At 67.4% G+C, this 24,519-nt stretch carries 24 protein-coding genes; 11 read left to right on the top strand and 13 right to left on the bottom strand.

Translation table 11 applies throughout. The annotated features are described in order from the left end of the window. Positions 1–54 precede the first annotated feature (54 nt). A complete protein-coding gene (gene serS / locus AC3A3W_RS18500) occupies positions 55–1,335 on the bottom strand; it encodes a serine--tRNA ligase (protein ID WP_487444452.1) in 1,281 nt (426 codons plus the stop codon). A 66-nt stretch (positions 1,336–1,401) separates the two neighbouring features. On the opposite strand from serS, the gene AC3A3W_RS18495 reads away from it, so the two are divergent. After that, a complete protein-coding gene (locus AC3A3W_RS18495; RefSeq protein ID WP_487444450.1) occupies positions 1,402–2,481 on the top strand; it encodes a diacylglycerol/lipid kinase family protein in 1,080 nt (359 codons plus the stop codon). Here the strand turns inward: AC3A3W_RS18495 and AC3A3W_RS18490 are convergent. From AC3A3W_RS18490 to AC3A3W_RS18480, 3 genes are all read right to left on the bottom strand, one after another. Then, positions 2,478–2,696: a hypothetical protein gene (locus AC3A3W_RS18490; RefSeq protein ID WP_487444448.1), complete on the bottom strand. Its 219-nt coding sequence runs from the start codon at positions 2,694–2,696 to the stop codon at positions 2,478–2,480. The genes AC3A3W_RS18495 and AC3A3W_RS18490 overlap by 4 nt on opposite strands. 93 nt (positions 2,697–2,789) lie before the next feature. Next, positions 2,790–3,770 (bottom strand): prephenate dehydratase, encoded by a 981-nt coding sequence (gene pheA, locus AC3A3W_RS18485; RefSeq protein WP_487444446.1) that lies wholly within the window; start codon positions 3,768–3,770, stop codon positions 2,790–2,792. Positions 3,771–3,830: 60 nt separating this feature from the next. Then, the gene (locus AC3A3W_RS18480) at positions 3,831–4,157 is read right to left on the bottom strand and encodes a rhodanese-like domain-containing protein (RefSeq protein ID WP_487444444.1); all 327 of its coding nucleotides are present in this window, start codon (positions 4,155–4,157) and stop codon (positions 3,831–3,833) included. 113 nt (positions 4,158–4,270) lie between these two features. Between AC3A3W_RS18480 and AC3A3W_RS18475 the strand changes: the two genes are divergently transcribed. Next, on the top strand, positions 4,271–5,773 hold the full coding sequence (locus AC3A3W_RS18475) for an amidase (protein WP_487444443.1): 1,503 nt from the start codon (positions 4,271–4,273) through the stop codon (positions 5,771–5,773). 75 nt (positions 5,774–5,848) lie between these two features. Beyond that, positions 5,849–6,709 (top strand): phosphotransferase, encoded by an 861-nt coding sequence (locus AC3A3W_RS18470; RefSeq protein ID WP_487444441.1) that lies wholly within the window; start codon positions 5,849–5,851, stop codon positions 6,707–6,709. Between the two features lie 24 nt (positions 6,710–6,733). Here the strand turns inward: AC3A3W_RS18470 and AC3A3W_RS18465 are convergent, their stop codons facing one another. Then, positions 6,734–7,204 (bottom strand): DUF4190 domain-containing protein, encoded by a 471-nt coding sequence (locus tag AC3A3W_RS18465; RefSeq protein ID WP_487444439.1) that lies wholly within the window; start codon positions 7,202–7,204, stop codon positions 6,734–6,736. 124 nt (positions 7,205–7,328) lie between these two features. Further along, the gene (locus AC3A3W_RS18460) at positions 7,329–8,129 is read right to left on the bottom strand and encodes an NERD domain-containing protein (protein WP_487444437.1); all 801 of its coding nucleotides are present in this window, start codon (positions 8,127–8,129) and stop codon (positions 7,329–7,331) included. Between the two features lie 321 nt (positions 8,130–8,450). Here AC3A3W_RS18460 and pgm point away from each other — a divergent pair, with 321 nt between their 5' ends. Continuing rightward, positions 8,451–10,112: a phosphoglucomutase (alpha-D-glucose-1,6-bisphosphate-dependent) gene (gene pgm, locus AC3A3W_RS18455; protein ID WP_487444436.1), complete on the top strand. Its 1,662-nt coding sequence runs from the start codon at positions 8,451–8,453 to the stop codon at positions 10,110–10,112. Positions 10,113–10,278: 166 nt separating this feature from the next. Here the strand turns inward: pgm and AC3A3W_RS18450 are convergent, their stop codons facing one another. Then, positions 10,279–10,884, bottom strand: coding sequence for a malonic semialdehyde reductase (locus tag AC3A3W_RS18450; RefSeq protein ID WP_487444434.1), 606 nt, complete (start codon positions 10,882–10,884; stop codon positions 10,279–10,281). A gap of 262 nt (positions 10,885–11,146) precedes the next feature. Between AC3A3W_RS18450 and AC3A3W_RS18445 the strand changes: the two genes are divergently transcribed. Further along, positions 11,147–12,508 (top strand): uracil-xanthine permease family protein, encoded by a 1,362-nt coding sequence (locus AC3A3W_RS18445; protein WP_487444433.1) that lies wholly within the window; start codon positions 11,147–11,149, stop codon positions 12,506–12,508. Between the two features lie 168 nt (positions 12,509–12,676). Here AC3A3W_RS18445 and AC3A3W_RS18440 read toward each other — a convergent pair whose 3' ends face one another. Both AC3A3W_RS18440 and AC3A3W_RS18435 read right to left on the bottom strand, forming a co-directional pair. Beyond that, on the bottom strand, positions 12,677–13,192 hold the full coding sequence (locus AC3A3W_RS18440; RefSeq protein ID WP_487444431.1) for a hypothetical protein: 516 nt from the start codon (positions 13,190–13,192) through the stop codon (positions 12,677–12,679). 52 nt (positions 13,193–13,244) lie between these two features. Then, the gene (locus AC3A3W_RS18435; protein ID WP_487444429.1) at positions 13,245–14,144 is read right to left on the bottom strand and encodes an SDR family oxidoreductase; all 900 of its coding nucleotides are present in this window, start codon (positions 14,142–14,144) and stop codon (positions 13,245–13,247) included. Positions 14,145–14,321: 177 nt separating this feature from the next. Between AC3A3W_RS18435 and AC3A3W_RS18430 the strand changes: the two genes are divergently transcribed. Continuing rightward, positions 14,322–14,819, top strand: coding sequence for a DUF6328 family protein (locus AC3A3W_RS18430; RefSeq protein WP_487444427.1), 498 nt, complete (start codon positions 14,322–14,324; stop codon positions 14,817–14,819). Positions 14,820–14,853: 34 nt separating this feature from the next. On the opposite strand, the gene AC3A3W_RS18425 is transcribed toward AC3A3W_RS18430, so the two are convergent. Continuing rightward, the gene (locus AC3A3W_RS18425; RefSeq protein WP_487444426.1) at positions 14,854–15,978 is read right to left on the bottom strand and encodes a glycerate kinase; all 1,125 of its coding nucleotides are present in this window, start codon (positions 15,976–15,978) and stop codon (positions 14,854–14,856) included. A gap of 122 nt (positions 15,979–16,100) precedes the next feature. Further along, complete coding sequence (locus AC3A3W_RS18420) at positions 16,101–16,328, bottom strand: DUF6480 family protein (RefSeq protein ID WP_487444425.1); 228 nt, start codon at positions 16,326–16,328, stop codon at positions 16,101–16,103. A 143-nt stretch (positions 16,329–16,471) separates the two neighbouring features. Here AC3A3W_RS18420 and AC3A3W_RS18415 point away from each other — a divergent pair, with 143 nt between their 5' ends. Next, positions 16,472–16,873 (top strand): hypothetical protein, encoded by a 402-nt coding sequence (locus AC3A3W_RS18415; protein ID WP_487444423.1) that lies wholly within the window; start codon positions 16,472–16,474, stop codon positions 16,871–16,873. 30 nt (positions 16,874–16,903) lie between these two features. On the opposite strand, the gene AC3A3W_RS18410 is transcribed toward AC3A3W_RS18415, so the two are convergent. Then, positions 16,904–17,656: a glycerophosphodiester phosphodiesterase family protein gene (locus AC3A3W_RS18410; RefSeq protein ID WP_487444614.1), complete on the bottom strand. Its 753-nt coding sequence runs from the start codon at positions 17,654–17,656 to the stop codon at positions 16,904–16,906. Between the two features lie 61 nt (positions 17,657–17,717). Then, positions 17,718–18,536 carry an HAD family hydrolase gene (locus AC3A3W_RS18405; RefSeq protein ID WP_487444422.1) on the bottom strand — a complete coding sequence of 273 codons (819 nt, stop codon included), beginning with the start codon at positions 18,534–18,536 and terminating at the stop codon, positions 17,718–17,720. A gap of 178 nt (positions 18,537–18,714) precedes the next feature. Between AC3A3W_RS18405 and AC3A3W_RS18400 the strand changes: the two genes are divergently transcribed. From AC3A3W_RS18400 to AC3A3W_RS18385, 4 genes are all read left to right on the top strand, one after another. Further along, positions 18,715–19,758, top strand: a complete 1,044-nt coding sequence (locus tag AC3A3W_RS18400; protein ID WP_487444420.1) for an NAD(P)-dependent alcohol dehydrogenase — start codon at positions 18,715–18,717, stop codon at positions 19,756–19,758. 136 nt (positions 19,759–19,894) lie between these two features. After that, positions 19,895–20,962, top strand: a complete 1,068-nt coding sequence (locus AC3A3W_RS18395; RefSeq protein ID WP_487444418.1) for an LCP family protein — start codon at positions 19,895–19,897, stop codon at positions 20,960–20,962. A gap of 211 nt (positions 20,963–21,173) precedes the next feature. Continuing rightward, positions 21,174–22,760: an FG-GAP-like repeat-containing protein gene (locus tag AC3A3W_RS18390; protein WP_487444417.1), complete on the top strand. Its 1,587-nt coding sequence runs from the start codon at positions 21,174–21,176 to the stop codon at positions 22,758–22,760. A gap of 105 nt (positions 22,761–22,865) precedes the next feature. Beyond that, the gene (locus AC3A3W_RS18385) at positions 22,866–24,269 is read left to right on the top strand and encodes an MFS transporter (protein WP_487444416.1); all 1,404 of its coding nucleotides are present in this window, start codon (positions 22,866–22,868) and stop codon (positions 24,267–24,269) included. The last annotated feature ends 250 nt before the right edge of the window (positions 24,270–24,519 follow it).

The raw sequence follows: 24,519 nt of genomic DNA, 5'->3' as shown, positions 1-24,519 counted from the left end.
GGTCTTTCCCCAGTGTGAGTGTTTACCTCAGCGCGTGGTGCTGCCGCTTCCCGGCTACAAAACGGGCAGGACCTGGAGCCCGCCGAGGTACTTCTGCAGCGCTGCCGGCACATTCACGGAGCCGTCCGGGTTCTGGTGGTGCTCCAGGATGGCGACAATCCAGCGCGTGGTGGCCAGAGTGCCATTGAGCGTGGCCACCGGGCGGGTGCCCTTCGGCGCACCGTCCTCGTTCAGGACGCGTTCCCGGATGTTCAGGCGGCGGGCCTGGAACGTGGTGCAGTTGGAGGTGGAGGTGAGCTCGCGGTAGGCGCCCTGCGTGGGAACCCAGGCTTCGCAGTCGAACTTGCGCGCAGCGGACATGCCAAGGTCGCCGGCCGCGGTGTCGATCACGCGGTACGGGAGCTCGCATTTGGCCAGCATTTCCTCTTCCCAGGCGAGCAGGCGCTCGTGTTCCGCGGCCGCTTCTTCAACGGTGGTGTAGATGAACATCTCCACCTTGTTGAACTGGTGCACGCGGATGATGCCGCGTGTGTCCTTGCCGTGCGATCCAGCTTCGCGGCGGTAGCAGGAGCTCTGGCCCGCGAAGCGGATCGGACCCGCCGTGAGGTCCAGGATCTCGTCCGCGTGGTATCCGGCCAGGGACACCTCCGACGTTCCCACAAGATAGAGGTCGTCTTCCGCGAGCCGGTAGATCTCGGCGTCGTGCTTTACATCGAAGCCGGTGCCCTGCATGATCTCCGGGCGGACCAGCGTGGGGGTGATCATGGGGACGAAGCCCGCCTCGACGGCCTGGTCCATTGCCATCTGCAGCAGGGCCATCTCCAGCCGGGCGCCGACGCCACGGAGGAAGTAGAACCGTGAGCCCGAGACCTTGGCGCCGCGCTCCATGTCGATGGCACCGATCAGCTCGCCGATTTCCAGGTGGTCCCTCGGCTCGAAGTCGGGGAACTCGCGGGGCGTCCCGACGCTCTTGACCACCACGTAGTCGTCCTCGCCGCCCTCGGGCACGCCCGCCTCGATGAGGTTGGGCATGACGCGCAGCAGTTCCTCCTGCTTGGCCTGCGCGGCGTCCGCCTCGGCGGATGCTGCCTTCACCGCACCAGCCAGCTCCCGGACCTCAGCGAGCAGCGCCTGCTTTTCCTCACCCTTGGCCTGCGCCACCTTCTTGCCGAACACGTTCTGTTCCGCACGGAGGTTCTCGAACCGGATCAACGCCGCACGTCGCGTGGCGTCGGCATCGATGATCGCGTCCACCACGGTTTCGTCCGCCCCTCGCGCATGCTGGCTGGCGCGGTACTTGTCCGGGTTTTCGCTGAGGTCTTTTACGTCGATCACCACACAAGAGTATCGAATGCGGCGGGCAGCCCGGCGCATCTCCCGGCGGGATAGTGTTGAAGCACCATGAGCGACCTGTTTCTCTACGTCCTGATCGTTGGAGCCCTGGCATTCGCCGTCTCCAGCTGGTGGGGCGTGCGCAGCCTCAAGGCGCTGCATGCGCGAAGCGCGGTGCAGGAGGATCCCCACGCCCATGGCCTGGGGCGCCAGCGCGTGGCGGTGGTTTTGAACCCTATTAAGGCAAAGTCCGCCGAGGCCCGCGCTGCCATCCAGCGCGCCTGCCTCACGGCCGGCTGGGAGGCTCCGCGGTTCTTTGAGACGACGGCGGATGACCCCGGCCACTCACAGGTCCGGGCGGCGCTGGCGTACGGGGCCGACGTCGTCCTCGTGGGCGGCGGCGACGGCACGGTGCGGGTGGTGGCCGAGTCGCTGGCGCACACCGGCGTCGCAATGGGCCTGATTCCGCTCGGCACCGGAAACCTGTTGGCACGCAACGTGGACCTGGACATCTATGACCTGCAGGGCAATGTGCAGACGGCGCTTTTCGGCCATCAGCGCTACATAGATACAGCACGGATGGCCATCGAGAACGCCCAGACCGGCCGCACGTCGAAACATGCCTTCCTGGTGATTGCGGGCATCGGCATGGACGCCGAGGTGGTGGGGGATACAAATGACGGGCTAAAACGGGCCGTGGGGTGGCTCGCCTACACCGAAGCTGGGGTCCGTCACCTGCAGGGGCGCAGAAAGAAGGTCTCGATCTCTCTGGACGGCCAGCCCGAACAGTCACGCAAGATCCGCAGTGTCCTGTTTGCCAATTGCGGACTTGTCCCGGGCGGCATCGACCTGATTCCGCAGGCCATGATCGACGACGGGATGCTGGACGTGGTGGTCATGAGCCCGCGAAGCGCCGTGGGGTGGCTGGCGATGTATGCAAAGATCCTGTTTAAGCACAAACGGCACCTGCCCGTGATGAGCGTGTACCGCTCCGGCAGGGTGGTCATCAAGTGTCCGGAGCCCATGCCCACGCAGCTGGACGGCGACATCACAGGCGAAGCCACCAAGGTGACGGTTCAGGTGGATCCCAGGTCGCTGCTGATCAGGGTCAGGGCGCTGCCCGGCATCGGCGCGGGCGGCGTGGCCTAGGCGGACTTGGCGGTGCCTGTTTGCTTGGCGGCCTCTGCCGCCTTGGCTGCCGCGCGGGCTTCGGACTGCTCGCGGATCATGGCCTGCTCCTCTTCGAAGCGAAGGCGGTCCGCCCGGTCCGCGTCGTCCCCGTCCCAGTCCTGGTTTTCTGCCGTCGGCTTGGGGTTGACGATCATTCCCTGGCCGTCGTTGTCGGTCCTGGCGTTATCTGACATGACCCGCTCCTCTCGTTTGGGCCACCCCCCCTGTTGATCAAGCAAGCATACGCACAGTGCTAGGGGCAGGGAAGTACCGCCAGAAGCATTTGTCTACGCTGTGGGCGAAGCATTCACAGCCATTCCCGACCCCAGAGTTTCCGCAGCCAGAATTTCTGCGACCCAGGCATGCGCGGCACGGAATGCTTCGTCGGAGGTATGGGGTGCCACCACCGGACTTTGGGCGTCTGCGCGCCCGTAGGATCCCAGGAACCGCGTGGCGGGGCTGATGCGGTGCAGCCCGGCGAGGGCGTCTGCCACACGGGCGTCCGCGACGTGGCCGTCGGCGTCGATGCTGAAGAAATAGTGGCCGAGGTACTGTCCCGTGGGGCGTGATTCGATCCTGCTGAGGTTCACGCCGCGGGTGGCGAACTGGTCGAGGATCTCCATCAGCGCGCCGGGGCGGTCCTCGGGCAGCGGCACCACCACGGTGGTTTTGTCGGCACCGGTCCGGGCCGGCAGGACACCGGGACGGCTCACAAGGACAAAGCGGGTGACGGCCCCGGGGTTGTCCCCGATGTTCTCGGCCAGCACATGGAGTCCGGGCTGTTCCGCTGCGACGATGGGGGCGCAGATCGCGGCATCGTAGTGCGGGTCGTCCTCCAGGAGCCCGAGGGCCCCGGCGGCCGTGGAGGAGGCAGGAATATATTCAGCGCCGGGAATATTCGCGTCGACCCACAGGCGGCACTGGGCCCAGGCATGGCCGTGGGTGGAGACCCGGCGAATCTGCGTGATGTCGACGCCGGGACGGGCCACGAGCACGAAGCTGATGGGGACGAGCGCCTCCCGGATGATCCGCAACTCCTGGCCGGTGGCGATGGCATCGAGCGTGGCCGTGACGCCGCCCTCCACCGAGTTCTCGATGGGGACCATGGCGGCGTCGGCCGATCCGTCGCGTACTTTGTCCAGCGCCGTGTTGACGTTGGAGGACGGAATGCGGATGGCTGCGGCCGCATCCGGAACCTGCATCAGCGCCGCCTCCGTGAACGTGCCCTCGGGGCCAAGGAAGGTGTAGGTGGGGCGTGAGGCGGGCATCAATATTCCTTCTTAGTCATGAATGGCCGGCGATCAATGAAGATCAGAAGATCGGAAGAGTCAGAGCACAACGGGCTTGAGGCCATTGTCGGAGACCAGCGGCTTGCCGGACTCGAGCCACTGGTCCATGCCGCCGGCCACATTGACGGCGGAGTAGCCCTGGCCTACCAGCCACTGGGCAGCGCGGAAGGAGCGTCCACCGGTGCGGCAGATGACGTACAGATCCTCGTCGGGGTCCAGCTCCTCAAGGCGGCCCGGCAGCTGGTCCAGGGGAATGTGCAGCGCGCCCTCGGCATGCCCTGCCACCCACTCGTAGTCTTCGCGCACATCCAGGATGGCTGCGTCCGACGGAACATCGTTGACGGTGACAGTTTCATGGTCGCTCATGGGAGTCCTCTCCTTGGCCGCAAGCTTTCAGCACCAGCGTATCGCCAGCGGTCGGGGCCGCGCCCCTTGGGCGGCACGTTACGCTTCTTGGACCATGCAGGAAGCGAGCACCCTTGACTGAGATCCACTGCCTCTCCGCCGTCCGCCTCAGGGATGCGCTGCGGTCCGGGGAAATCTCCGCGCGGGAGGCCGCGGACCACTTCCTCCGACGGATTGAGGCCGCCAACCCCGGGCTGGGCGCCTTCATCACGGTCACTGCGGACATGGCCATGGCCGAGGCTGCAGCCGCGGACCAGAGACATGCACGGCTCGGCCCGGACGAGCTTCCCGCCCTCCACGGCGTTCCGGTTGCCTATAAAGACCTGACAGACGTGGCAGGCGTGGTCACCACGCACGGCTCCGCCGCCCTGGACCAGCGTCCCGCTCCCGTGGACGGCGCCCTCGCGGCAGTCCTGAAGGCCTCCGGCACCATCTCGCTGGGCAAGACTCAGGTCCCGGAATTCGGACTCACCGCGTACAGCGAAAACCGCATCGCGCCGCCGTCGCGCAATCCGCATGCCCTCAGCCGCAGCTCGGGCGGCTCGTCCGGCGGCAGCGCCGCGGCGGTGGCCGCGAAACTCCTGCCGTTCGCCCCGGCATCCGACGGCGGAGGGTCCGTCCGGATTCCCGCAGCGGCATGCGGACTGTTGGGGCTCAAACCCGGACGCGGCCTGGTTCCCGCCGGGGAAAGCAACGGCGATCCGGCTGGCCTGGTGGTCGCCGGGCCGCTCGCGCGTTCCGCCGCGGACGCGGCGCTCCTGCTCGATGCGCTGACGGCCGCCGAGCCCCCGGGCACCAGCGCCGCGAGCGCCGGCCCAGCCCGCGCGGGGTACCTGGAAACCGTCGCGGACGCCCCGCCCAGGCTGCGCATCGGCATGAGCCTGGACAGCCCGTGGGCCGGTATTTTTCCGTTCGCACCCGACCCCGAAGCGCTGGATGCGCTGGCCACCGGCGCCCGGATGCTGACGGCCGCCGGGCATGACGTCGTCGAAACCACCATCCGCTACGACAACCGCTACCCGGACGCCTTCACGACGGCCTGGACAGCCGGCGTCGGAGCGGCCCGGATACCGCCCCAACGCGAGGCTTTGCTGGCACCGCTCACGCGCACCTTCCGCCGCCGGGCACAGCAGCGCAGCGCCTCAAAGCTGAACGAGTCGCTGGCCTTTCTTCGCCAGTTCCAGCGCGACACATTGGCGCAGTACGCTGCCTGGGACCTGATCCTGACGCCGTCGCTCGCGCAGACACCGCGGCCGGTGGGCTGGTTCACGGGTTCCGCCCACGGTGACGGCCACTGGCCGGTGTCGGAGTGGGCCGGCGACGCCGACGGCGACTACCGCAAGCAGTGCGAGTTCGCGCCATGGTCCTCCATGGTGAACGTCTGCGGCCTGCCGGCCGTCAGCATCCCGGTGCACTGGACCGGAGGAACCCCCAGGGCCGGAGGAACCACCGCACCGGCCGGCGGGGGGCCCGGCCTCCGCGGGCCCGGGAACGGACTTCCCATGGGCATACAGCTCATCGGCCCGATGGGTTCCGAAGCGCTGCTGCTGCAGGTCGCGGCGCAACTCGGCTTCTAGGGCGCCGGCTTCTAGAGCGCCGGGTTTCCAGGGAGTGGCTCGCCGCAGGGAAGCCGCCCGGCGTACGCTGTCCAGGTGACACCAGCGATGCGCCTCCCGGTCGAGCAGCGCATGTACATCCCCTTCCCGGGCGAGGCGTCCGACGTCGAACTCTTGCCCGCGGGCGACGTCACCGACGGCGTGCTGCGCGTCGGCGGCACCGTCCGCCGTCCGCACCAGACGCAGAGTTTCGCCGTGGCGGACTATCTGGACTGGCTGGAGAATGCCGGCTTCGAAGGCTCTCCGCGGTTCCTGGGCCGCGACCCGACCGGCCGCGATGTCCTGACGTTTATGCCGGGTGACTGCTCCGCAGCAGTGCCCGAAAAATGGGTGCAGTCGGAGGACCTGCTGGCCTCGGTGGCGCTGCTGCTGCGCCGGTTGCATGCCGCCTCGGCCGGGTTCGTCCCGTCGGAGCATCCGTTTCCGCAGCATCCCGTCCCGGCGGAACGCCTTCACGCGGGGCAGGACAGGCTGGTCTGCCACCTTGACGTAACCCCGCAGAACGTGGTGGTCCGCGGCGGCCTGGCCGTGGGGCTGATCGATTTTGACCTCGCCGGCCCTGCTACCGCCTTCAGGGACTCCTTCAACGCGGCGATGCACTGGGTGCCGTTACGGGATCCTGTTGACGCGTGGTCCGGCTGGGAAACCCTTGATCCGTTCCGGCGGCTCCGCATCTTCGCCGACGCGTACGGCTGGACCGCAGACGAACGACGGCGGCTGCCGGAGTTCGGCGCAGACGCCGCGAGCCTGTCCTACGACCGGATGGAGCACAACGCCGGCACGCTCGGCGGCGGCTGGGCCAGGATGTGGGCTGACGGCGTGGGCGGCATGATCCGCCGCCGCAGTGCGTGGCTGCAGGCCAACAGCGGGCGCCTGGTCAGCGCACTGACCGACTAGGCTCCGGCTGGGCCCCGGCAGGCCTCACGCGGTGGTGTAGGAACTCGTCGCCGCGACGCTGAACAGCAGCGCCAGCCCAATAATGGCCAGCACTGTCAGGGCAATTCCGAGGTACCCCATCACCAAACCCGCGGTGGCGAGCCCGCGGCCCGAGGGTTCGCGGCGCCAGGCCATGTGGCCCAGGATGACGGCTGCAATCTGCGGCAGGAGGAAGAACCCAAATCCCACGAACACGGCGATGCCGCAGCACAGGCTGGCGATGCTCAGCGTTTTCGGCTCCGCCCGCAGGCCGTACTGGGGCTGGCCGTAGGGTCCGGCGTACTGCTGTTCGTATTGCGGGTAGTACTGCTGGCCGTATTGCTGGCCCTGCCGGCCGTAGGGCGTGTAGAGCGGCGGCGCGGGAATGTCCGAACCCTGCGGCGGAATATGCGACGGCGGCTGGTAGCCGCTCGGTGTTGGGTCGCCGTCCGTTCCGTTGTGGCGCTGCTCTGTCATGGGAATCCCCTCTGCAATGTCCTACGCAAAACATTACAGCCGCCCTGCGCCGTCACAGCCTCCGAATTCGATTCGGATGATTTTGCCGGGGCTGTTTTCCCGCTTTGTCTGGCTCTACCCGGATTTATCCGGACAGATACTCCCAGGCGGCCCACAGTGCGGGTGCGAGCAGGGCAGCCGACACGGTACCGGCAACCCAGGCCATGCCCGCCTGGGTTGCATTTCGCCGGCTCCGGCCCGGAGTCGGGTACCTCCCGGAGCGGTGGCCGGTGGCGCCGGGTGCTGCAGGCTTCCGGACAGGACGCCCGGCCGTGCCGGGCACAGCGCGTGCCTGCGAAGGCACCACCGGCACCTCCGGGGCCGGCGGCTCCGTCAGTATCGGGGCGAGCAGGGCATACAGCCGGATTACGGAATCCCGGTCCAGCACCCCTGGCAGTCCGGCAACCGCTGCAACCAGCCGCTCGGTTCCATGGACCTCGACGCCGGATGCGGCCGTTCCGGAAAGCTCCGGCTGCGAGGCCATGCACACCATAGAGCGGACGAAGCGCCGCCGGTTGGCCGGCAGCAGGGCTGCCACGGCGGCGGCCTGCCCCAGCGCCACTTCGATCACCGGGTTCCTGGCATAGCCGTTCTGGCGCAGCACCCCATCGCGGACATCGACGTGCCCGTTCCAGCTCTTGGTGCTGACAACCACCACACCGCCGGGGCCCACCAGCACGTGGTCCAGCCGGGCAAGCGGCCGGCCCGGCCAATGGACATCGTGCAGGAGGAACCAGCCCTCGGGACCCAGCCGGCCAAGCTCGCCTGCCACGAGCCGGTGAGAGCCCGCAGCGGCACATTCTGCTGTGTCGAGGTCCCGTTTTAGCCGGGCAATCCGCTCCGGGGACAACCGCGACTGTTCAAATGCCCGGTCTGCCGCGCCCATTGCCCACCCCCATTCTCCGCAAATCCGGAAGGACAGCGTTCAAACGCCTGCAAACGCCCGCTGCCGGGACGTGCTGCTTATTGCACGCCTTAGCGCACACCCGGCACGTTTTCGTTTGCGGCAATAACCGCCGTCGTCATTGTTTTTTGACCGTAGCAGCCGGCTAAAGAGCCGGTATATAGGTACTTTTGTGCCGACTACTCAGTTTTTCGGCATCGTATTTCCGGTAAGCGCGCAGTGGTTTTCGACTTATCCGCGTCACAGGGACCGGATTTCGGACATTCCGTGTGCCGTCCCGCCGCGGTCTGGCATGCTGGTGCCATGGCTAGCCGCGCGGGCACAGTTGCCCAACCCCAAGACCTTGTTGACCTGACCGCTCTTCTGGATGCGTACTATGACGTCCAGCCTGACCTGGGTGATCCCGGCCAGCGTGTGGCCTTCGGAACCTCCGGACACCGCGGCTCCAGCCTGAAGGCGTCCTTCAATGAGGCGCACATCGTGGCCATCACGCAGGCGATCGTGGAATACCGGGCGGGGCAGGGCATCACCGGCCCGCTGTTCCTGGCCAAGGACACGCACGGGCTCAGCGAACCTGCGCAGAACTCCGCCCTCGAGGTCCTGGCCGCCAACGGCGTGAAGGTCCTCATTGACGCCCGCCACGGCTACACCCCCACCCCGGCCCTCAGCCACGCAATCCTCACGTACAACCGCAATGCCCCGGCCGGCGCCCCGCAGGCTGACGGCATCGTGGTCACGCCCAGCCACAACCCACCCGCCGACGGCGGCTTCAAATACAACCCTCCGCACGGCGGGCCCGCAGACACGGACGCCACCGGCTGGATCGCCAACCGGGCCAACGAACTGCTGGAAAACGGCCTCCGCGGCGTGAAGCGGATCCCCCTGGCCGAAGCCCTCGAGGCCGAGACCACCGGCAAGTTCGACTTCCTCAGCAGCTACGTGGACGACCTCCCCTCGGTGCTGGACCTGAACGCCATCCGCGAGGCAGGCGTCCGGATCGGCGCCGACCCCATGGGCGGCGCGTCCGTGGACTACTGGGGCGAGATCGGCGAGCGCCACCACCTGAACCTGACCGTGGTCAACCCCACCGTGGACCCGCAGTGGTCCTTCATGACGCTGGACTGGGACGAGAAGATCCGCATGGACTGCTCCTCCCCGTCCGCCATGGCTTCGCTCATCAACCGGATGGCCGACTCCGGTTCCGGCAAAGCAGCGTACGACGTTGCCACGGGTAACGACGCCGACGCCGACCGGCACGGCATCGTCACGCCGGACGGCGGGCTGATGAACCCGAACCACTACCTCGCCGTCGCGATCGACTACCTCTACCGCCACCGCACCGGCTGGAACCCGGCGTCGGTGATCGGCAAGACGCTCGTGTCTTCCTCCATCATCGACCGCGTCGCCGAGAGCCTGGGCCGCAAGCTCGTGGAGGTTCCGGTGGGCTTCAAGTGGTTCGTTCCCGGGCTGCTGTCCGGCGAAGGCGCCTTCGGCGGCGAGGAATCCGCCGGGGCTTCGTTCAACAAGATGGACGGCAGCGTCTGGACCACCGACAAGGACGGCATCCTGCTGGCGCTGCTCGCCTCGGAGATCACCGCGGTCACCGGCAAGTCGCCGTCACAGCTGTACAAGGGACTCACGGACCAGTTCGGAGACCCGGTCTACGCACGGATTGACGCCGCTGCCACCCGTGAGCAGAAGGCGGCGCTCGGCAAGCTCTCGCCATCGGATGTCACGGCCACCGATCTGGCCGGCGAGACGATCACCGCGAAGCTGACGGAGGCCCCGGGCAATGGAGCGTCCATCGGCGGGCTGAAGGTGGTCACGGAGAACGCCTGGTTCGCCGCCCGCCCCTCCGGCACCGAGGACGTCTACAAGATCTACGCCGAATCCTTCAAGGGCGCGGACCACCTGAAGCAGGTCCAGGCAGAAGCCAAGGCGCTGGTCGACGGAGTAATTTCGTAGGAGTCAAGCGGGCACATCAGGGCTAAACTTGGACTAGGCCCGGATGCATGCCTTGCAGCTTCGGCTGCAGAAATACTGCCCCGATTGCCTCCGGAATGTCCCCCATGTTGCCGGAGGCAATCGCGCGTCTTGGTGCATTTTTCCGGCCTGAGCCAGGCCGGGCCGATCAGACCGTGCGGACGACGTCTTCGTAGGCGAACTTTGGTTTGGCCTCGCCCCAGGCGTCCGGTCCGGGCTGGCCGATGTTGACCACGAGGAAGCTCTTCTGGTCTCCGGCCGGGAAAAACTCGTTGTCGATGGTGGCAAAGTCCGCACCGGTCATGGGACCGGCGGCGAAACCGAGGGACCGCACGGCGAGGATGAAGTAGCCGGCCTGCAGGTGGGCGTTGTTGTTTCCCGTGGCGGCGGCCAGGTCTGCGGAGGCGTCGTACATGGCCTTGGGAGCGTTGTAGCCGGGCAGGAAGTTGTCCCACTGCTCCTGCCACGAGGTGTCGTAGCTGAGGATGGCAACGAGGGGGGCGGAGGCCGTCTTGGCGCGGTTCCCGGCGGAGAGGCTGTCCACGAGCTTGGCGCGGGACTCGTCCGAGCGCACGTACGTGACGCGCAGCGGCTGGGAGTTGAACGCCGTGGGACCGAATTTGGTCAGTTCATAGATGGCGCGGGCCTGCTGCTCCGTGACCTCGCCGGTGAAGGCGTTGGCTGTGCGGGCTTCGGCGAAGATCGCATCCACGGCGGCGGAATCGATCACGGCTTCTTCATGTGCGATTGTCATTCGTTTCCTTTCGCTGTGCCGCCGTCCCTTCCGGGCGCTGGCAGCTACTCCTGCTGTCCATGGTTGCAACCCCGGGCGGAACCGTGCTCTTCCCGTGACGGCCCGTTACAGGGCGTGAGCTTTGGCACAGTGCCCCGGGACCCTCCAGCGACGCCCGGTTTGAACCGCAAAAGGCCTCTCGCCGGCGGGCACAGCGCGGTATTGTTGCACCGGAAGATCCCAGCCCTCTCCCTCGGGCTACCCCTCTGAAAGGCCCCCGGCAATGAGCATGCTCGGAACCAAATGGAAGCTGCACGGCAACGGCAAGGCTGTCCGGCCCGGCGAAGTGGTGGCCCCCGGTGAGCGGCTCACATGGCCCATCACCATCGGCGTGGGCATGCAGCACGTTGTGGCCATGTTCGGCGCCACGTTCCTGGTGCCCATCATCACGGGGATGCCGCCCGCAACCACGCTGTTCTTCTCCGGCATCGGGACGCTCCTGTTCCTCGTGATCACCCAGGGCCGCGTGCCCAGCTACCTGGGTTCCAGCTTCGCGTTCATCGCGCCCATCATGGCCTCCCAGCAGCAGTTTGGTGTTCCGGGTGCCCTGGGCGGCGTGGTGCTGGCCGGCGCCGGGCTGGCGGTCATCGGTGCGATCGTGCAGAAGTTCGGCGCGGGCTGGATCAACAGGCTCATGCCGCCCATCGTCACCGGCGCAATCGTGGCGCTGATCGGCCTCAACCTCGCCCCCGCAGCCAAGAACAACTTCGACGCCGCCCCGGTCACCGCGCTCATTACGCTCGTAACCATCATCCTGGTGAGCGTCCTGTTCCGCGGGATTATCGGCCGTCTGAGCATTCTCGTGGGCGTGGTGGTGGGCTACCTCGCCGCCATGCTCCGGGGCGAGGTGGATTACGCCAAGATGGACGCTGCGGCCTGGGTCGGCCTGCCCCATTTCCAGACGCCCGAATTCCACCTGGGGGTCGTTGGCCTCTTCGTTCCCGTGGTGCTGGTGCTTGTGGCAGAGAACATCGGGCATGTGAAATCCGTGTCCGCGATGACGGGGCAGAACCTTGACGGGGTCTCGGGCCGGGCCCTCGTTGCTGACGGCGCCGCCACCGTGCTGGCCGGGTTTGGCGGCGGATCGGGCACCACCACCTACGCGGAAAACATCGGGGTCATGGCCGCCACCAAGGTCTACTCCACGGCCGCGTACTGGGTGGCCGGCATTTTCGCCATCCTGCTGAGCTTCTCACCGAAGTTTGGCGAACTGATCGCCACGGTGCCGCCTGGCGTGCTGGGTGGCGCCGCCACCATGTTGTACGGAATGATCGGCATTCTGGGCGTGAAGATCTGGGTCCAGAACAGGGTCAACTTCTCCAACCCCGTCAACCTGACCACCGCCGCCGTCGCCCTGATCATCGGCATCGCGGACTACACCTGGACCATCGGCGACCTGAAGTTCACCGGCATCGCGCTGGGATCCGCCGCTGCCCTGGTGATCTACCACGGCATGAAAGCCATCGCCAAGGCCCGGGGAACGGCGGCCGAGCCGGAGGCCGAGGGGCCGGTGCAGCCCAACCTGCCTCCGGCCGCCAAGGCAGCCATCAACGCGGCAGCCAAGCGCTCGTCCAAGAAGCGGTAGGCCTGGCTGGCTTGCGTATAGGCCCGGCTTCCTGAGCTCAGCCGCCCGCGTTTTTGCACCATTTTCAGTGGCAGCCAGCCCCGGCGCCCTCCGGAATTCCAAGGGCACCGAAGGCTTGCCGCCTCTAAAGCGGTGCAAAAATGCGGCTCTGCGGCCCGGAGACGGGGATTATCCGGCGTCGAACGTTTCGTCCTCGTCGTTCGGGGACTTCTCCTGCGGCAAATCGTTGCCGCTGCCGTCCGGCAGGCCGGCGGCCTCCTGGCCCGGCTCCGAGGAGAACTGGCCCGAATCCGGATCGTCGGCATTGCCCTCGTCGATTTCGGCGTCAGCGGATGGCACTGCGGTATCGGCGTCGCGGGGAACCGGGGACTCTCCGGGAACCGGATCGAAGCCGGGGCTGGAGGCGTCGCCCTCCGCGTGGTGCTGTTCGTCGGTTCCACCAAAGCGGCCCGCCCCCGGTTCGCCGGCGCTGTCCTGGTCCTCTTCCGCAAGATGGCTGAGGTTCGGGGCGCCGGTGCCGTAGGTCTCCCCGTCCGGGCTGTTCTCGTTCAGGCCCGCCGCGTCGAAGTCCTCCTCCTCGCGTGGCTGCGCAAACTGCTTGCCGCCCATCTCCTGCTCCACGGTGGGGGTGCCGTATCCTCCCGCTTCCTCTTCAGGGGCTGCGTGCTGGTTGTCCTGGCTCATGTGTTCCTCCTGATTGGCTGGAAATACAGTTGGCTAAAAATACAGGGGCGGCTCATAGCCCCTTGCCGCCGGTGACGGGAAGCACCGCGCCGGAGATGTACGAGCCGGCGTCGGACGCCAGCAGGACATAGGCCGCGGCGAGCTCGGCAGGCTGGCCGGCGCGCTGCAGCGGCGTGTCCTGGCCGAACGTGGGCAGCTTTTCCGGCCATTCCGTAGCGGGAATCAGCGGAGTCCAGATGGGACCGGGCGCCACGGCGTTGACCCGGATGCCCTTGGGTCCCAGTTCCTGTGCCAGTGCCTTGGTAAACGCCACCTGTGCCGCCTTGGTCATGGCGTAGTCGATCAGTCCGGGGGACGGGTTGAACGCCTGGATGGAGGCCGTGGTGATAATCGCCGCGCCCGCCGTCAGGTGCGGCACGGCAGCGCGCGCCGTCCACAGCAGGGAGTAGAGATTGGTCTGGAAGACGCGGTCAAACTCCTCCGTGGGCAGGGACTCGAAGCTGTCCCGGTTCTTCTGGTAGGCGGCGTTGAGCACCACGACGTCGAGCCGGCCGAACTCTGCCACGGCGTCATCCACGATCTTCGTGCTGAATTCTTCGCTCCGGCCGTCGCCCGCTAGGAGCAGTGCACGCCGGCCTGTTTTGCGGATCCAGTCGGCCGTGTCCCGGGCGTCCTCTTCCTCCTCCGGAAGATAGGAGATGGCCACGTCCGCCCCTTCGCGTGCGAAGGCAATCGCCACCGCCTTGCCGATGCCCGAGTCGCCGCCGGTGATGAGGGCGGCCTTGCCCTGAAGCTTGTCGCTGCCCTCGTAGCTCAGCTCGCCGTGGTCAGGTTGCGGATCCATGGGGGCCGTAAGGCCGGGCTGCTTCTGCTCCTGCTCGGGAAACGGGCCCGAGTGGTAAGTTCCACGGGGATCCCTGGGCTGGTCAGGCTGTTTTGCTGAATCACTCATCGTCCACCCTTCCAAGGCTTCGCCGGGTCCGGCTCTTCGAACCTAACGCAGTGGTGAGGACCAAGTCCACAACCTGGCCCAAAGATAGTCAGCAAACTTAGCACTTGTTGAATTCCGGGGTGGCAAAGCCTAGGTTGGGAGCACACGCCAGCCGTTCGGCCACCTGGAGGAGGATGCATGACAGATCCGGACGCCCCGGCTGGCAGCGGCAGGAACGAGACCCGCGAGGAGCAGCTCGACCGCAACTGGATGGAGCTGTTGCAGGAACTGCGCGTCCTGCAAACGGGCGTACAGATCCTTGCCGGCTTTCTGCTGACGCTGCCGTTCCAGAGCCGTTTTGAAACCCTGGATGACTTCCAGAGGAACCTGTATCTGGTGAACGTGGCCCTGGCCGCCCTGACCACCGCCTTCATCCTGCTCCCGGTCAGCGTGCACCGCCGGCTGTTCCGCAAGCGCCTCAAGGAGACCTTGGTGACAAGCGCGGACAACATCACCAAGATCGCCCTGGGCGGCGTGTCGGCGCTCAGCGTGGGGACGGCCGCCCTCGTCTTTGACGTCACGGCCGGACGGACCGCCGGGCTCACTGCGGGAGGACTCCTGCTGGCGGTGCTCGCCGTCCTGTTGGCCTACGTCCCCCTGCATCTGCACAGGAAGGCCCGGGAGCAGGGAGACTGAGCAGCCCGTCCAGGCAAGGCGCCGGCCAGGAGGGTCAGGCTCCTTCCAGCACCTGGGTGGTGGCCCAGGTCAGGTACTTGCCCGCATTGGCGATGGCTTCCTCCGGGCTTGGTGCGACGTCCAGCAACTGCGCGGCGGCCACCACGCCGTGTCCGGCCAGGTCCTCCGGCGTGACGAGGATCCGCCCGGCCACGACGATCACCGGAATGCCCAGCTCCCGGGCGGCGTCTGCGAGCGCAATCGGCGCTTTGCCGGTGAGTGACTGCGAGTCCATGGAGCCTTCGCCGGTGATGACCAGATCGGCTTCCTTGAGTTGCCCGGCAAGTCCGGTCAGCCCTGCCACGAGCGCGAAGCCGCCTTCCAGCGTGGCCTGCGTGAAGCCCAGGAATGACGCCGGGAAGCCTCCCGCGGCCCCGGCTCCCGGAACGTTGACGTCCCGGCCGGTGGCCTCCCTGAGCAGCGACGCCCAGTTGCGCAGCCCGGCGTCGAGCTTCTCCACGGCGTCCTCGTCGGCACCCTTTTGGGGGCCGAAGACGTGGGCGGCGCCGGTGCTGCCCACCAGCGGATTCCGGACGTCGACGGCGATCCGGAAGTTTACGGCGGCCAGCCGGGGGTCCAGGCCGGAGGCGTCCAGTGCCACCACGTCGGACAGCGCTCCGCCGCCAAGCGGCACCACGTTGCCGGCCGCGTCCAGGGGCTTGAGGCCCAACGCACGCAGGGCGCCGCTGCCGCCGTCCGTCATGGCCGAACCGCCGACGCCCAGCACGATCTCCGTGGCGCCGGCATCCAGGGCCGCGGCGATGAGCTGCCCGCAGCCGTAGCTGTGCGCGCGCAGGGCGTTCTCCGGCGTCGGCTCCATGTGGGCCAGACCGGAGGCCTGGGCCGTCTCGATGACTGCCGTTGCGCGGCCGGCAGCGTCCTTCCGGAACGCCCAGGCCGCGCCGATCGGTGCCAGAATCGGGCCAACGACGGCGTTGAGGCGCTCTTCGTAGCCTGCGGCAACCGCCGCCTCGAGTGTCCCTTCGCCGCCGTCGGCGACCGGGAACTGTGTGGCCACGGCATCGGGATAGACGCGGAGGGCGCCTTCGGCGATGGCGGCGGCTGCTTCAATGGCGGTAAGGGAACCCTTGAACTTGTCCGGGGCGATGAGGATGCGCATGGCACCATCCTGCCAGCAAGCCGTGGGAACGGGCTTGCCAATTCCGCCATTTGGGCATGCAGGCGAGAGCGCCTTCGGTGGCGCCTCACCGCCCCGACGGCAGTCAGCGGGAGCGCAGGCTGCTACTCGCCGTGGCCCTGGTCTCCGCTCATCTGATCCTCGGCCGGAGGCGTTTCGCCCGGGGGCACTCCGCCGCCGGGCTCGAGGCCTGTGATGTTGCCGTTCAGCGGGTCGGGGTTGGGTGAGCTGGCGGAATCTTCCCGCTCGGTTCCCTCCGGCCGCTGTGGGGCGTCGGCGGTTCCGGGCCGGTCAGGGTTGGCGGGGTCGTTTTCGGGATGGTAGCTGCTCATGATTCTGCGATCCTCCATGGTGTGGTTGGTCGGCGAATGGAAACCCGGTGGCACTGGACTAATTGTAAGCATGCTGATAATTCTGGAACAGTCAGATGCCGCGAACTCCGGCCCGAACCGGAGATGATCGAAGGAGCAAGCTGATGGGAATCGGCGACAGCATTGGTAAAGCAGCGGAGAACGCCATGGAGGATCTGGCGGGAACGTCCAAAAAATCGGATGACGCGCACGCGCCGGAACCCGGCTCCGAGGCTGACGACATCCAGGTCCACTCCTCCATCAGCGAAGGCTCCAACGCCATGGACGACGACGGCGATGCCTCACCGGGCGGCGGAACCGGCCGGACGGCTTACACCCCGCAGGGCCCCGGCGCGGAGGCAAGCGGCGGATCCGGCACAGCGTCAGGCGTCAACGAGGCCGACGCCCCTGACGCGCCCGGGGACGTAGCCGGTCCCGCCGGACTCCCCGACCCGGATCCGGACGGGCTCCGGGCGGATCCGTCGGAGGGCGACCAGGACCCGTCCACCGGCATGGGGCGCAGCTAGCCCTGTGTCCGGGCAGCGTCAGTCAGCGCGTCAGGACCAGGCGCCGCGGCTCTCCAGGACGTCCCTCAGCAGGTCGGCACGGTCGGAAACGAGGCCGTCCACGCCGAGGTCCAGGAGCCGGTGCATCTCGGCTGGCTCGTTGACGGTCCACACGTGCACGTAGAGCCCCAGTGAGTGCGCCCGGCGGACGAAGCCGGGCGTCACCACGGGAATGGCGCGGTACCGGACCGGTACCTGCAGGGCGTCCACGTCGCGCAGGACGCGGCCCAGTACGGCCCGCGCCAGGGACCCCAGGCCAGGAACGGCCAGCAACGGCGACAGCGCCACGAACGCGGCGTTTGCCGACGTCCCGGCGGACGACGCGGTGCGACGGCTGAGCAGGCGCAGCACCGCCCGCCGCCGTCGGTCCGAAAAACTGGCGACGAGGACGCGGTCGTGGACGGCGTGCCGTTCGATGGCCTCCGCGAGGCTCCGGACGGAATGCCAGTCCTTGACGTCCAGGTTGAAGCGGGTGTCGGGGAAGGCCGCCACAAGTTCATCGAAGGTGGGCACACCTTCCCGCCCGCCGATCCGGGCCTTGGCCACCTCTTCAGCGGTCAGTTCGGCGATCCTTCCGGCGCGGTCCGTGATCCGGTCCAGTGCGGCGTCGTGAAAGAGGAGGAGGACGCCGTCGGCGGTGGTGTGCACGTCCGTCTCGAGATAGCGGTAGCCATGTCCGACGGCGGCTCGGAACGCTGCCATGGAATTCTCCAGGCCGTCGAGCGAGAAGCCGCGGTGGGCCATCGCAACGGGCCTGCCGGCGCCGCCGCCCGGGGCGGCGAAGAAGGGCAGCGTCACCGTGGGCTTACGGCCGGCTGACGCCGAGTTCGGCGAGCTTTCCCTCAAGAATCTGGGCCACGCCGTCGTCGTCAAAATGCGGCGCCTGCTGGCCGGCGGCGCGGATCGCTTCCGGGTGGCCGCTGGCCATCGCGTAGCCGTGGCCGGCCCAGCGGAGCATTTCGATGTCGTTGGGCATGTCGCCGAAAGCCACCACGTCCCCGGCTTCGATCCCCAGCGAGGCGGCATATTTGGCCAGCGTGACTGCTTTGTTGACGCCGGGAACGGACAATTCCAGCATGGCGACCGTGGGCGCCGAATGCGTCACATTGGCCAGGTCCCCGACGGCGGGAGCCACCGCGGCCAGGAAGTCATCCGCGGTGCCTTCGCGGACGATGGCGAGGAATTTGACGACGGCGTCATCCGCCGCGAGCGTCTCGGAGAGCGGGGCAGGGGTGTACTCGGACAGCAGTTCGCTCGTGTCGTTTTCGATGAAGCCCGGCTCCAGGTGGAAGCCGGTGAGGGTTTCGGCGGCAAACAGCGCGGTCGGACGCAGTTTCTTGATGATCCGGCGGACCTCGAACACGTCCGGGATCGCCATGGTCCGGGCGGAAACCAGCTGACCGGCCTCGAGGTCCCACACCACTGCGCCGTTCGAACAGATGACGGTGCCCGTGTGGCCCAGCTGCTCTTCGAGCGGGTGCAGCCACCGCGGCGGGCGGCCGGTGACAAAGACAAGTTCGACGCCGGCCTCCCGGCAGGCGTGGAACGCACGGACGGTGCGGTCACTGATCTTTCCGTCGTGCCCAAGAATCGTTCCGTCTATGTCACTCGCTACCAACCGCATGGTGCCAGTTTACGTGGGCGGGCGGCCCGGGCCGCGAGGGAGGGTCTGCCAGTACCTGTACCAGCAGGGACTCCCGCAGGCGGAGAAACTCCTGTTGCATGGATAGTGCGCCCTCCTCCCGCGACCGATGCCCACTGAAGCAGGGCGCCAGACCTAACGATCCTTGATCAGGAGACCCATGCTTACCGCCAATGCTTACGCTGCCCCGTCCTCGACCGGGGACCTCATCCCCACCACCATCGAACGCCGCGACGTCGGCCCGCACGACGTCCTCATCGAGATCAAATACGCCGGCATCTGCCACTCCGACATCCACACCGTCCGCGGCGACTGGGGCCCGCAGCAGTATCCGCTGGCCCCCGGCCACGAAATCGCCGGGGTTGTCACGGAAGTCGGCTCCGCCGTCACCCGGCACACGATCGGTGACCGTGTCGGCGTCGGCTGCATGGTCAACTCGTGCCGCGACTGCGAGAACTGCCGCAAGGGTGAAGAACAGTACTGCCTCAACGGCATGACCGGCACCTATGGCGCCGTGGACCGCGATGGCACGATCACCCAGGGCGGCTACTCCAGCCACGTGGTGGTCACCGAAGACTTCGTCCTGCGGATCCCGGACGGCCTCGAGCTCGACGTCGCCGCTCCCCTGCTCTGTGCCGGCATCACCACCTACTCGCCGCTGCGCCACTGGGGCGCGGGCCCCGGCAAGAAGGTCGCCGTCGTCGGGCTCGGCGGACTCGGACACATGGCCGTCAAACTCGCCTCCGCCATGGGCGCCGACGTCACCGTCCTCTCCCAGTCCCTGAAGAAGCAGGAAGACGGCCTGCGCCTCGGCGCCGACAATTACTACGCGACGTCCGACCCCGGCACGTTCGAGACGCTCGCCGGCGCCTTCGACCTGATCATCAACACCGTCAGCGCGTCCATCGACATCAGCTCCTACCTGCAGCTGCTGACCCTCGACGGAGCCCTCGTTAACGTCGGCGCCCCGGCCGAACCGCTTCCGGTGAACGCGTTCGCGCTGATCATGGGCCGCCGGGCCTTCGCCGGTTCAATGATCGGCGGCATCCGGGAAACCCAGGAAATGCTCGATTTCTGCGCCGAACACCAGCTCGGAGCAGAAATCGAAGTCATCCCGGCCGAGAAGATCAACGACGCCTACGAGCGCGTCCTCGCCTCCGACGTCCGCTACCGCTTCGTCATCGACGCCTCGACGCTGGGGTAGCAGCGGGTCCGGCGGTTGCACCCGCTGCGGCGGCGCCGGCCCGGCAGGGTCCGGCGCCGCCGCTTCGGTTCCACGGCATGCACCGCCGCCCGGCGAGTCCATTTTCATTCGGGCCTTTCAGGACCATAGTTATCCCATGAGTGATACGCAACGGCGCGTGCAGCCCAGATTATTGGCCTTCCTCGTGGCACTGGGCCTGCTGGTGCCGCTGCTGGGAGGGCTCTACTTTTGGTCCCAGGGCAGCGCCAACAGCCCCGAGACGGCCCCGAGTCCACCTCCTGTGACGTCCCCAACACCCACCGCAACGCCAACGCCAAAAGCCAAGGCCCCTGCACCGAAACCAAAGCCTCCGGCACCCCCGGTTGACCGCCTCAAAGGGCGGCCCGTCAATATCCTGCTTATCGGCAGCGATACGCGCGAGGACAATGCGAAGGCGACGGCGGGCAGGGTCGCCACCGACCAGCGGGCCGATGCCCTCTTCCTGATCCACGTCAGCGCCGACCGCAAGAACGTCTACGGCGTCTCCGTCATGCGCGACCTCTGGGCTGAAATCCCCGGCTACGGCTACTCCAAGATCAACGACGGCCTGGCATTCGGCGGAGTACCCCTGATGCGGGAAACCGCCAGTGCCTTGTTCGGGCAGCGCATCGACCACTCGATCCTGATCGACTTCGGCAAATTCAAGGGACTGGTCGACGCCCTCGGCGGAGTCAGGGTTAACGTCACCACGCCCTTCACGTCGACGCACGACGGGCGCCACACGTTCCGGCAGGGCGTGCAGAACCTCAACGGCGCCCAGGCCCTGGAGTTCGTCCGGGAGCGCTATGCCTTCGTCGACGGCGACTACCAGCGTGTGCGGAACCAGCAGACCTTCCTGAAGGCGCTGATCGCCGAACTCGTGAGCCCCAAGACGCTGACCAACCCGGTGACGCTCCGCAAGACGGTGGGCTACCTCTCGTCGCTGGTCCCCGTCAGCACCGGCCTTGACCAGTCGGCCATGGCGGGCCTCGCTTACAGCCTGCGGAGCGTCCGGCTGCAGGATGCGGTGTTCCTCTCCTTGCCCACCTCGGGCGTCGGCACGTCTCCCGACGGACGCTCCATCGTCCTCCAGGACACGGTCGCGCTGGCGCAGCTGCGGTCCGCCCTGGCCCGTGACCGCGTGGGCCAGTTCATCAGGGATCGGGGAATCAAGGACCTCCGCTGAGGCAGGCGGACCGCCCACCATTGCATTTAGGCCACACTCCGGGTCCCGCCGGAGCCGTCCGCCGCCCGCGAAAGTAAACTGATGGTGGCAAAGGAGCGGCGGCGATGGACGCTACAGTTCATCATTCGGGGCTGGTTCTTCCGGGCCTCACAGGCACCGAGGGGATCACCGGCAGCTGCCCTGTGGCCGCAGACGGAAGCGGGTGCCTGGCATGACCACGGCACGGGCCCTGCGCCTTCTGACCGCGGTCCTTGTGTTCCTCGCGTTGATCGTGGGGGCCGCACCGGGCGCGCCTCCTGCGCAGGCCGTGTCGCTGCGAGGCCATGACATCTCCTGGCCGCAATGCCCGACGGCGGTGGGCGGCTTTGGCCTGCCCCTTCCGCCCGCTTCGTCCCAGTTCGTCGTCATCGGCCTGACGAAGGGGCTCCCCTTCACCGAAAACCCGTGCCTGGCCAGCCAGCTGAAGTGGGCCACCGACAACCGCAAGCCTGCCCAGGCGTACACCATGGCTGCCTTCCCCACCGCCGCCCAGCTCGCCACCTACAGGACGCAGGGACCCTGGTCATCCGCCACCCGCGCAGGGCAGCTGTCCAACGTGGGCTACGCCGAGGCGCGCTTCGCGATCGCCAGCCTCGTCAAGACGGGCTTCGCACCCCGAGTGGTCTGGATCGACGTCGAACCCCGGCCCGCCCAGCCCTGGCCCACGGCCACGGCAGTGCAGCAGCGTGAAAACCGGTACCTCATCGAAGGCCTGATGCGGGGCCTGCGGGATGCCCGCTACTCCTACGGCCTCTACTCGTTTACCTCCGGCTGGGCAAGCATCACCGGCTCGTGGCGGCTCCCCGGAGTGCCGGTCTGGGCCACTGCCGGCATGCTCGACTACCCGAACGAAGCGCTGGACCGCTGCCGCCAGCCGAGCTTCTCCGGCGGGCGCGTCTATATTTCCCAGTGGTACGACAACACACGGGACTACGACCTCACCTGCGATCCCTACGCGTTCACGCCGCTGCCTATCCCGGCGTCAACGCTCTCGGGCGCAACAGCCGACTTCAACGGGGACTGGAACAACGACATCCTGGCCCGGTATACGGCCCGGGCTGAGCTGTGGATGTACCGCGGTACCGGGCAGGGCGGCAGGCTGGCCGGCGTCCTGATCGGAACGGGCTGGAACGGCTTCGCCCTTGAGACACCCGGGGACTTCAACGGCGATGGCCCGCTGGATGTGCTCGCCAGGGAGACTTCCACGGGCGTGCTGTGGCTGTACAGGGGAAACGGCACCGGCGGCTTCCTGCCGCGCCTGCGGCTCGGCGCCGGCTGGAACGTCATGAACTCCATCGTGGGCCCCGGCGACTTCAACGGCGACCAGCGCGTGGACGTCCTGGCAAGGGAAACCGCCACCGGCGACCTGTGGCTGTACCGGGGAAACGGCACCGGCGGATTCCTGCCGCGCATCCGTGTGGGAACCGGATGGAACACCTTCAACGCCCTGGTGGGCCCCGGCGACTTCAACGGCGACGGCGCCGCGGACGTTCTTGCGAGGGAGACCGCCACGGGGACGCTGTGGCTCTACCGCGGAAACGGCACCGGCGGCTGGCTCCCCCGCACGAGGGTGGGCGGCGGCTGGAACGTCATGACCGCCGTCGTGGGCCCCGGCGACTTCAACGGCGACCGCAGGACCGACATCCTCGCACGCGACAGCTCCGGCGTGCTGTGGCTGTACCCCGGCAACGGCGCCGGCGCCCACCTCCCGCGGGTTCAGGTGGGTCCCGGCTGGAACGGCTTCTCGCCGCTGTTCTGAGCCGCAGCCGCGCAAGCGGGCCTGCCGCAAGCAAGGTGGGGTGACCGTGGGGTGACCGTGCGGTAACCGTGTCCACGACGGCCCGTTGTCATTACACTGGGACGCATGACCGAGCAGGAACCGGCCCCGGTCTGGGCCGATCCGGACGCCGTCGACACTTCCTTGCGCAGTCCGGCACAGCGGTCCCGCACCTTCGCCGGGATCCTGGTCAACACTGCGCTCGCCAACGTCACCACCAGCTATCTGTGGTTCGCCCTGACGTTCTGGGTGTATTTGGAGACGCGCAACGTCATCGCCACCGGAGTGGTCGGCGGCGCCTACATGCTGCTGATCGCCCTTTCCAGCATCAGCTTCGGCACCTTCGTGGACCGCTACCGCAAGCTGGCCGTGATGCGCTTCGCCGCCGGCTTCACCCTGGTGATGTTCGTTTTGTCGGGAGTCATGTTCCTACTGGCACCCACCACCTGGCTGCTGGACCTGACACAGCCGGGGTTCTGGCTGTTTACGCTGATCATCCTGGTCGGCGCGGTGGTGGAGAACATGCGCAACATCGCGCTGTCCACCACGGTCACCATCCTCATCGAGCCGGACCGGAGGGCCAATGCCAACGGGCTGGTGGGCATGGTGCAGGGACTGATGTTCATCGTCACTTCGCTGCTCTCCGGGCTGTCCGTGGGGCTGCTGGGCATGGGGTGGACGATCGTCGTCGCCCTGGTGCTCACCGCCTTGGCATTTGCGCACCTGCTCACTCTGCGCATGCCCGAGGAGGTGCGCGCCGCCGCCACAGATGCGCAAGGCGGATTCGATCTGCGCGGTTCACTCGCTGCCGTGCTTGCCATAGCCGGGTTGTTCGCGCTCATCCTGTTTTCCACGTTCAACAACTTCATCGGTGGCGTCTACATGGCGCTCATGGATCCGTACGGACTGGAGATGTTCTCCGTGGAGATGTGGGGTGCCGTCTTCGCTCTCGGCTCCACCGGGTTCATCGTGGGCGGGGCACTGATCGGCAAGTTCGGGCTCGGCGCCAACCCGCTGCGCACCATGCTCATCGCCGTGGCTGTGATGGGGCTACTCGGTGCGGTGTTCACGCTGCGGGAGTGGGCCTGGCTGTACGTCGCAGGCATCTGGCTGTACCTCGTCCTGGTGCCGTTCGTGGAGGCCGCCGAGCAGACTGTCATCCAGCAGGTGGTGCCCCTGCCCCGCCAAGGCCGCGTGTTCGGATTCGCCATGGCCTTCGAGTCCGCCGCGGCACCGGTCACCGCGTTCCTCATCGCCCCGATCGCCCAGTTCTGGATCATCCCGTATGCGCGGTCCGCCGACGGCGCCGCCCAGCTTGCCCCACTCCTGGGCGAAGGCACCTCCCGCGGCATCGCGCTGGTGTTCCTGGTGGCCGGCATCATCATGATCGCGGCCGCGCTGCTCGCCTTCCTGACCCCGGTCTACCGCCGGGTCTCGGCATCGTACGCGCAGGCTGCTGCAGAGGCACCCCTCAGTGACCCTGCCCTTTGAACGGTCCCGCTTGGACCAGGTTGCCCGCGGCAATTAAACGAAGCAACCTCCGCACATGGGGGATATGCGGAGGTTGCCGCCTCAAAGATACTGGCTGGTAGGTTTCGCACTCAAATTGATAAGACCCGGCCCTGCCGGTCACCCGCGCAATTCGACCGTCACTTTCGCCCACTCAAGGGTGTTGCGTCGGTCACAGTGTCCTGCTATCGTCTATCCGCCCAATGACAAGCATCTCCCACCAGGTGGGAAG

The organism is Arthrobacter sp. Soil_N43 (genome assembly GCF_057655195.1).
This window is presented reverse-complemented; position numbering and strand designations above follow the sequence as displayed.

Coding starts and splice junctions, on each gene's coding strand:
- AC3A3W_RS18435 (WP_487444429.1), bottom strand. CDS start 14,144: ATGAGTGATTCAGCAAAACAGCCTGACCAGCCCAGGGATCCCCGTGGA.
- AC3A3W_RS18490 (WP_487444448.1), bottom strand. CDS start 2,696: ATGTCAGATAACGCCAGGACCGACAACGACGGCCAGGGAATGATCGTC.
- AC3A3W_RS18425 (WP_487444426.1), bottom strand. CDS start 15,978: ATGCGCATCCTCATCGCCCCGGACAAGTTCAAGGGTTCCCTTACCGCC.
- AC3A3W_RS18390 (WP_487444417.1), top strand. CDS start 21,174: ATGACCACGGCACGGGCCCTGCGCCTTCTGACCGCGGTCCTTGTGTTC.
- pheA (WP_487444446.1), bottom strand. CDS start 3,770: ATGCCCGCCTCACGCCCCACCTACACCTTCCTTGGCCCCGAGGGCACG.
- AC3A3W_RS18400 (WP_487444420.1), top strand. CDS start 18,715: ATGCTTACCGCCAATGCTTACGCTGCCCCGTCCTCGACCGGGGACCTC.
- AC3A3W_RS18420 (WP_487444425.1), bottom strand. CDS start 16,328: ATGAGCAGCTACCATCCCGAAAACGACCCCGCCAACCCTGACCGGCCC.
- AC3A3W_RS18415 (WP_487444423.1), top strand. CDS start 16,472: ATGGGAATCGGCGACAGCATTGGTAAAGCAGCGGAGAACGCCATGGAG.
- AC3A3W_RS18440 (WP_487444431.1), bottom strand. CDS start 13,192: ATGAGCCAGGACAACCAGCACGCAGCCCCTGAAGAGGAAGCGGGAGGA.
- AC3A3W_RS18480 (WP_487444444.1), bottom strand. CDS start 4,157: ATGAGCGACCATGAAACTGTCACCGTCAACGATGTTCCGTCGGACGCA.
- AC3A3W_RS18405 (WP_487444422.1), bottom strand. CDS start 18,536: ATGCGGTTGGTAGCGAGTGACATAGACGGAACGATTCTTGGGCACGAC.
- AC3A3W_RS18430 (WP_487444427.1), top strand. CDS start 14,322: ATGACAGATCCGGACGCCCCGGCTGGCAGCGGCAGGAACGAGACCCGC.
- AC3A3W_RS18410 (WP_487444614.1), bottom strand. CDS start 17,656: ATGGCCCACCGCGGCTTCTCGCTCGACGGCCTGGAGAATTCCATGGCA.
- AC3A3W_RS18445 (WP_487444433.1), top strand. CDS start 11,147: ATGAGCATGCTCGGAACCAAATGGAAGCTGCACGGCAACGGCAAGGCT.
- AC3A3W_RS18460 (WP_487444437.1), bottom strand. CDS start 8,129: ATGGGCGCGGCAGACCGGGCATTTGAACAGTCGCGGTTGTCCCCGGAG.
- AC3A3W_RS18465 (WP_487444439.1), bottom strand. CDS start 7,204: ATGACAGAGCAGCGCCACAACGGAACGGACGGCGACCCAACACCGAGC.
- pgm (WP_487444436.1), top strand. CDS start 8,451: ATGGCTAGCCGCGCGGGCACAGTTGCCCAACCCCAAGACCTTGTTGAC.
- AC3A3W_RS18385 (WP_487444416.1), top strand. CDS start 22,866: ATGACCGAGCAGGAACCGGCCCCGGTCTGGGCCGATCCGGACGCCGTC.
- AC3A3W_RS18450 (WP_487444434.1), bottom strand. CDS start 10,884: ATGACAATCGCACATGAAGAAGCCGTGATCGATTCCGCCGCCGTGGAT.
- AC3A3W_RS18495 (WP_487444450.1), top strand. CDS start 1,402: ATGAGCGACCTGTTTCTCTACGTCCTGATCGTTGGAGCCCTGGCATTC.
- AC3A3W_RS18395 (WP_487444418.1), top strand. CDS start 19,895: ATGAGTGATACGCAACGGCGCGTGCAGCCCAGATTATTGGCCTTCCTC.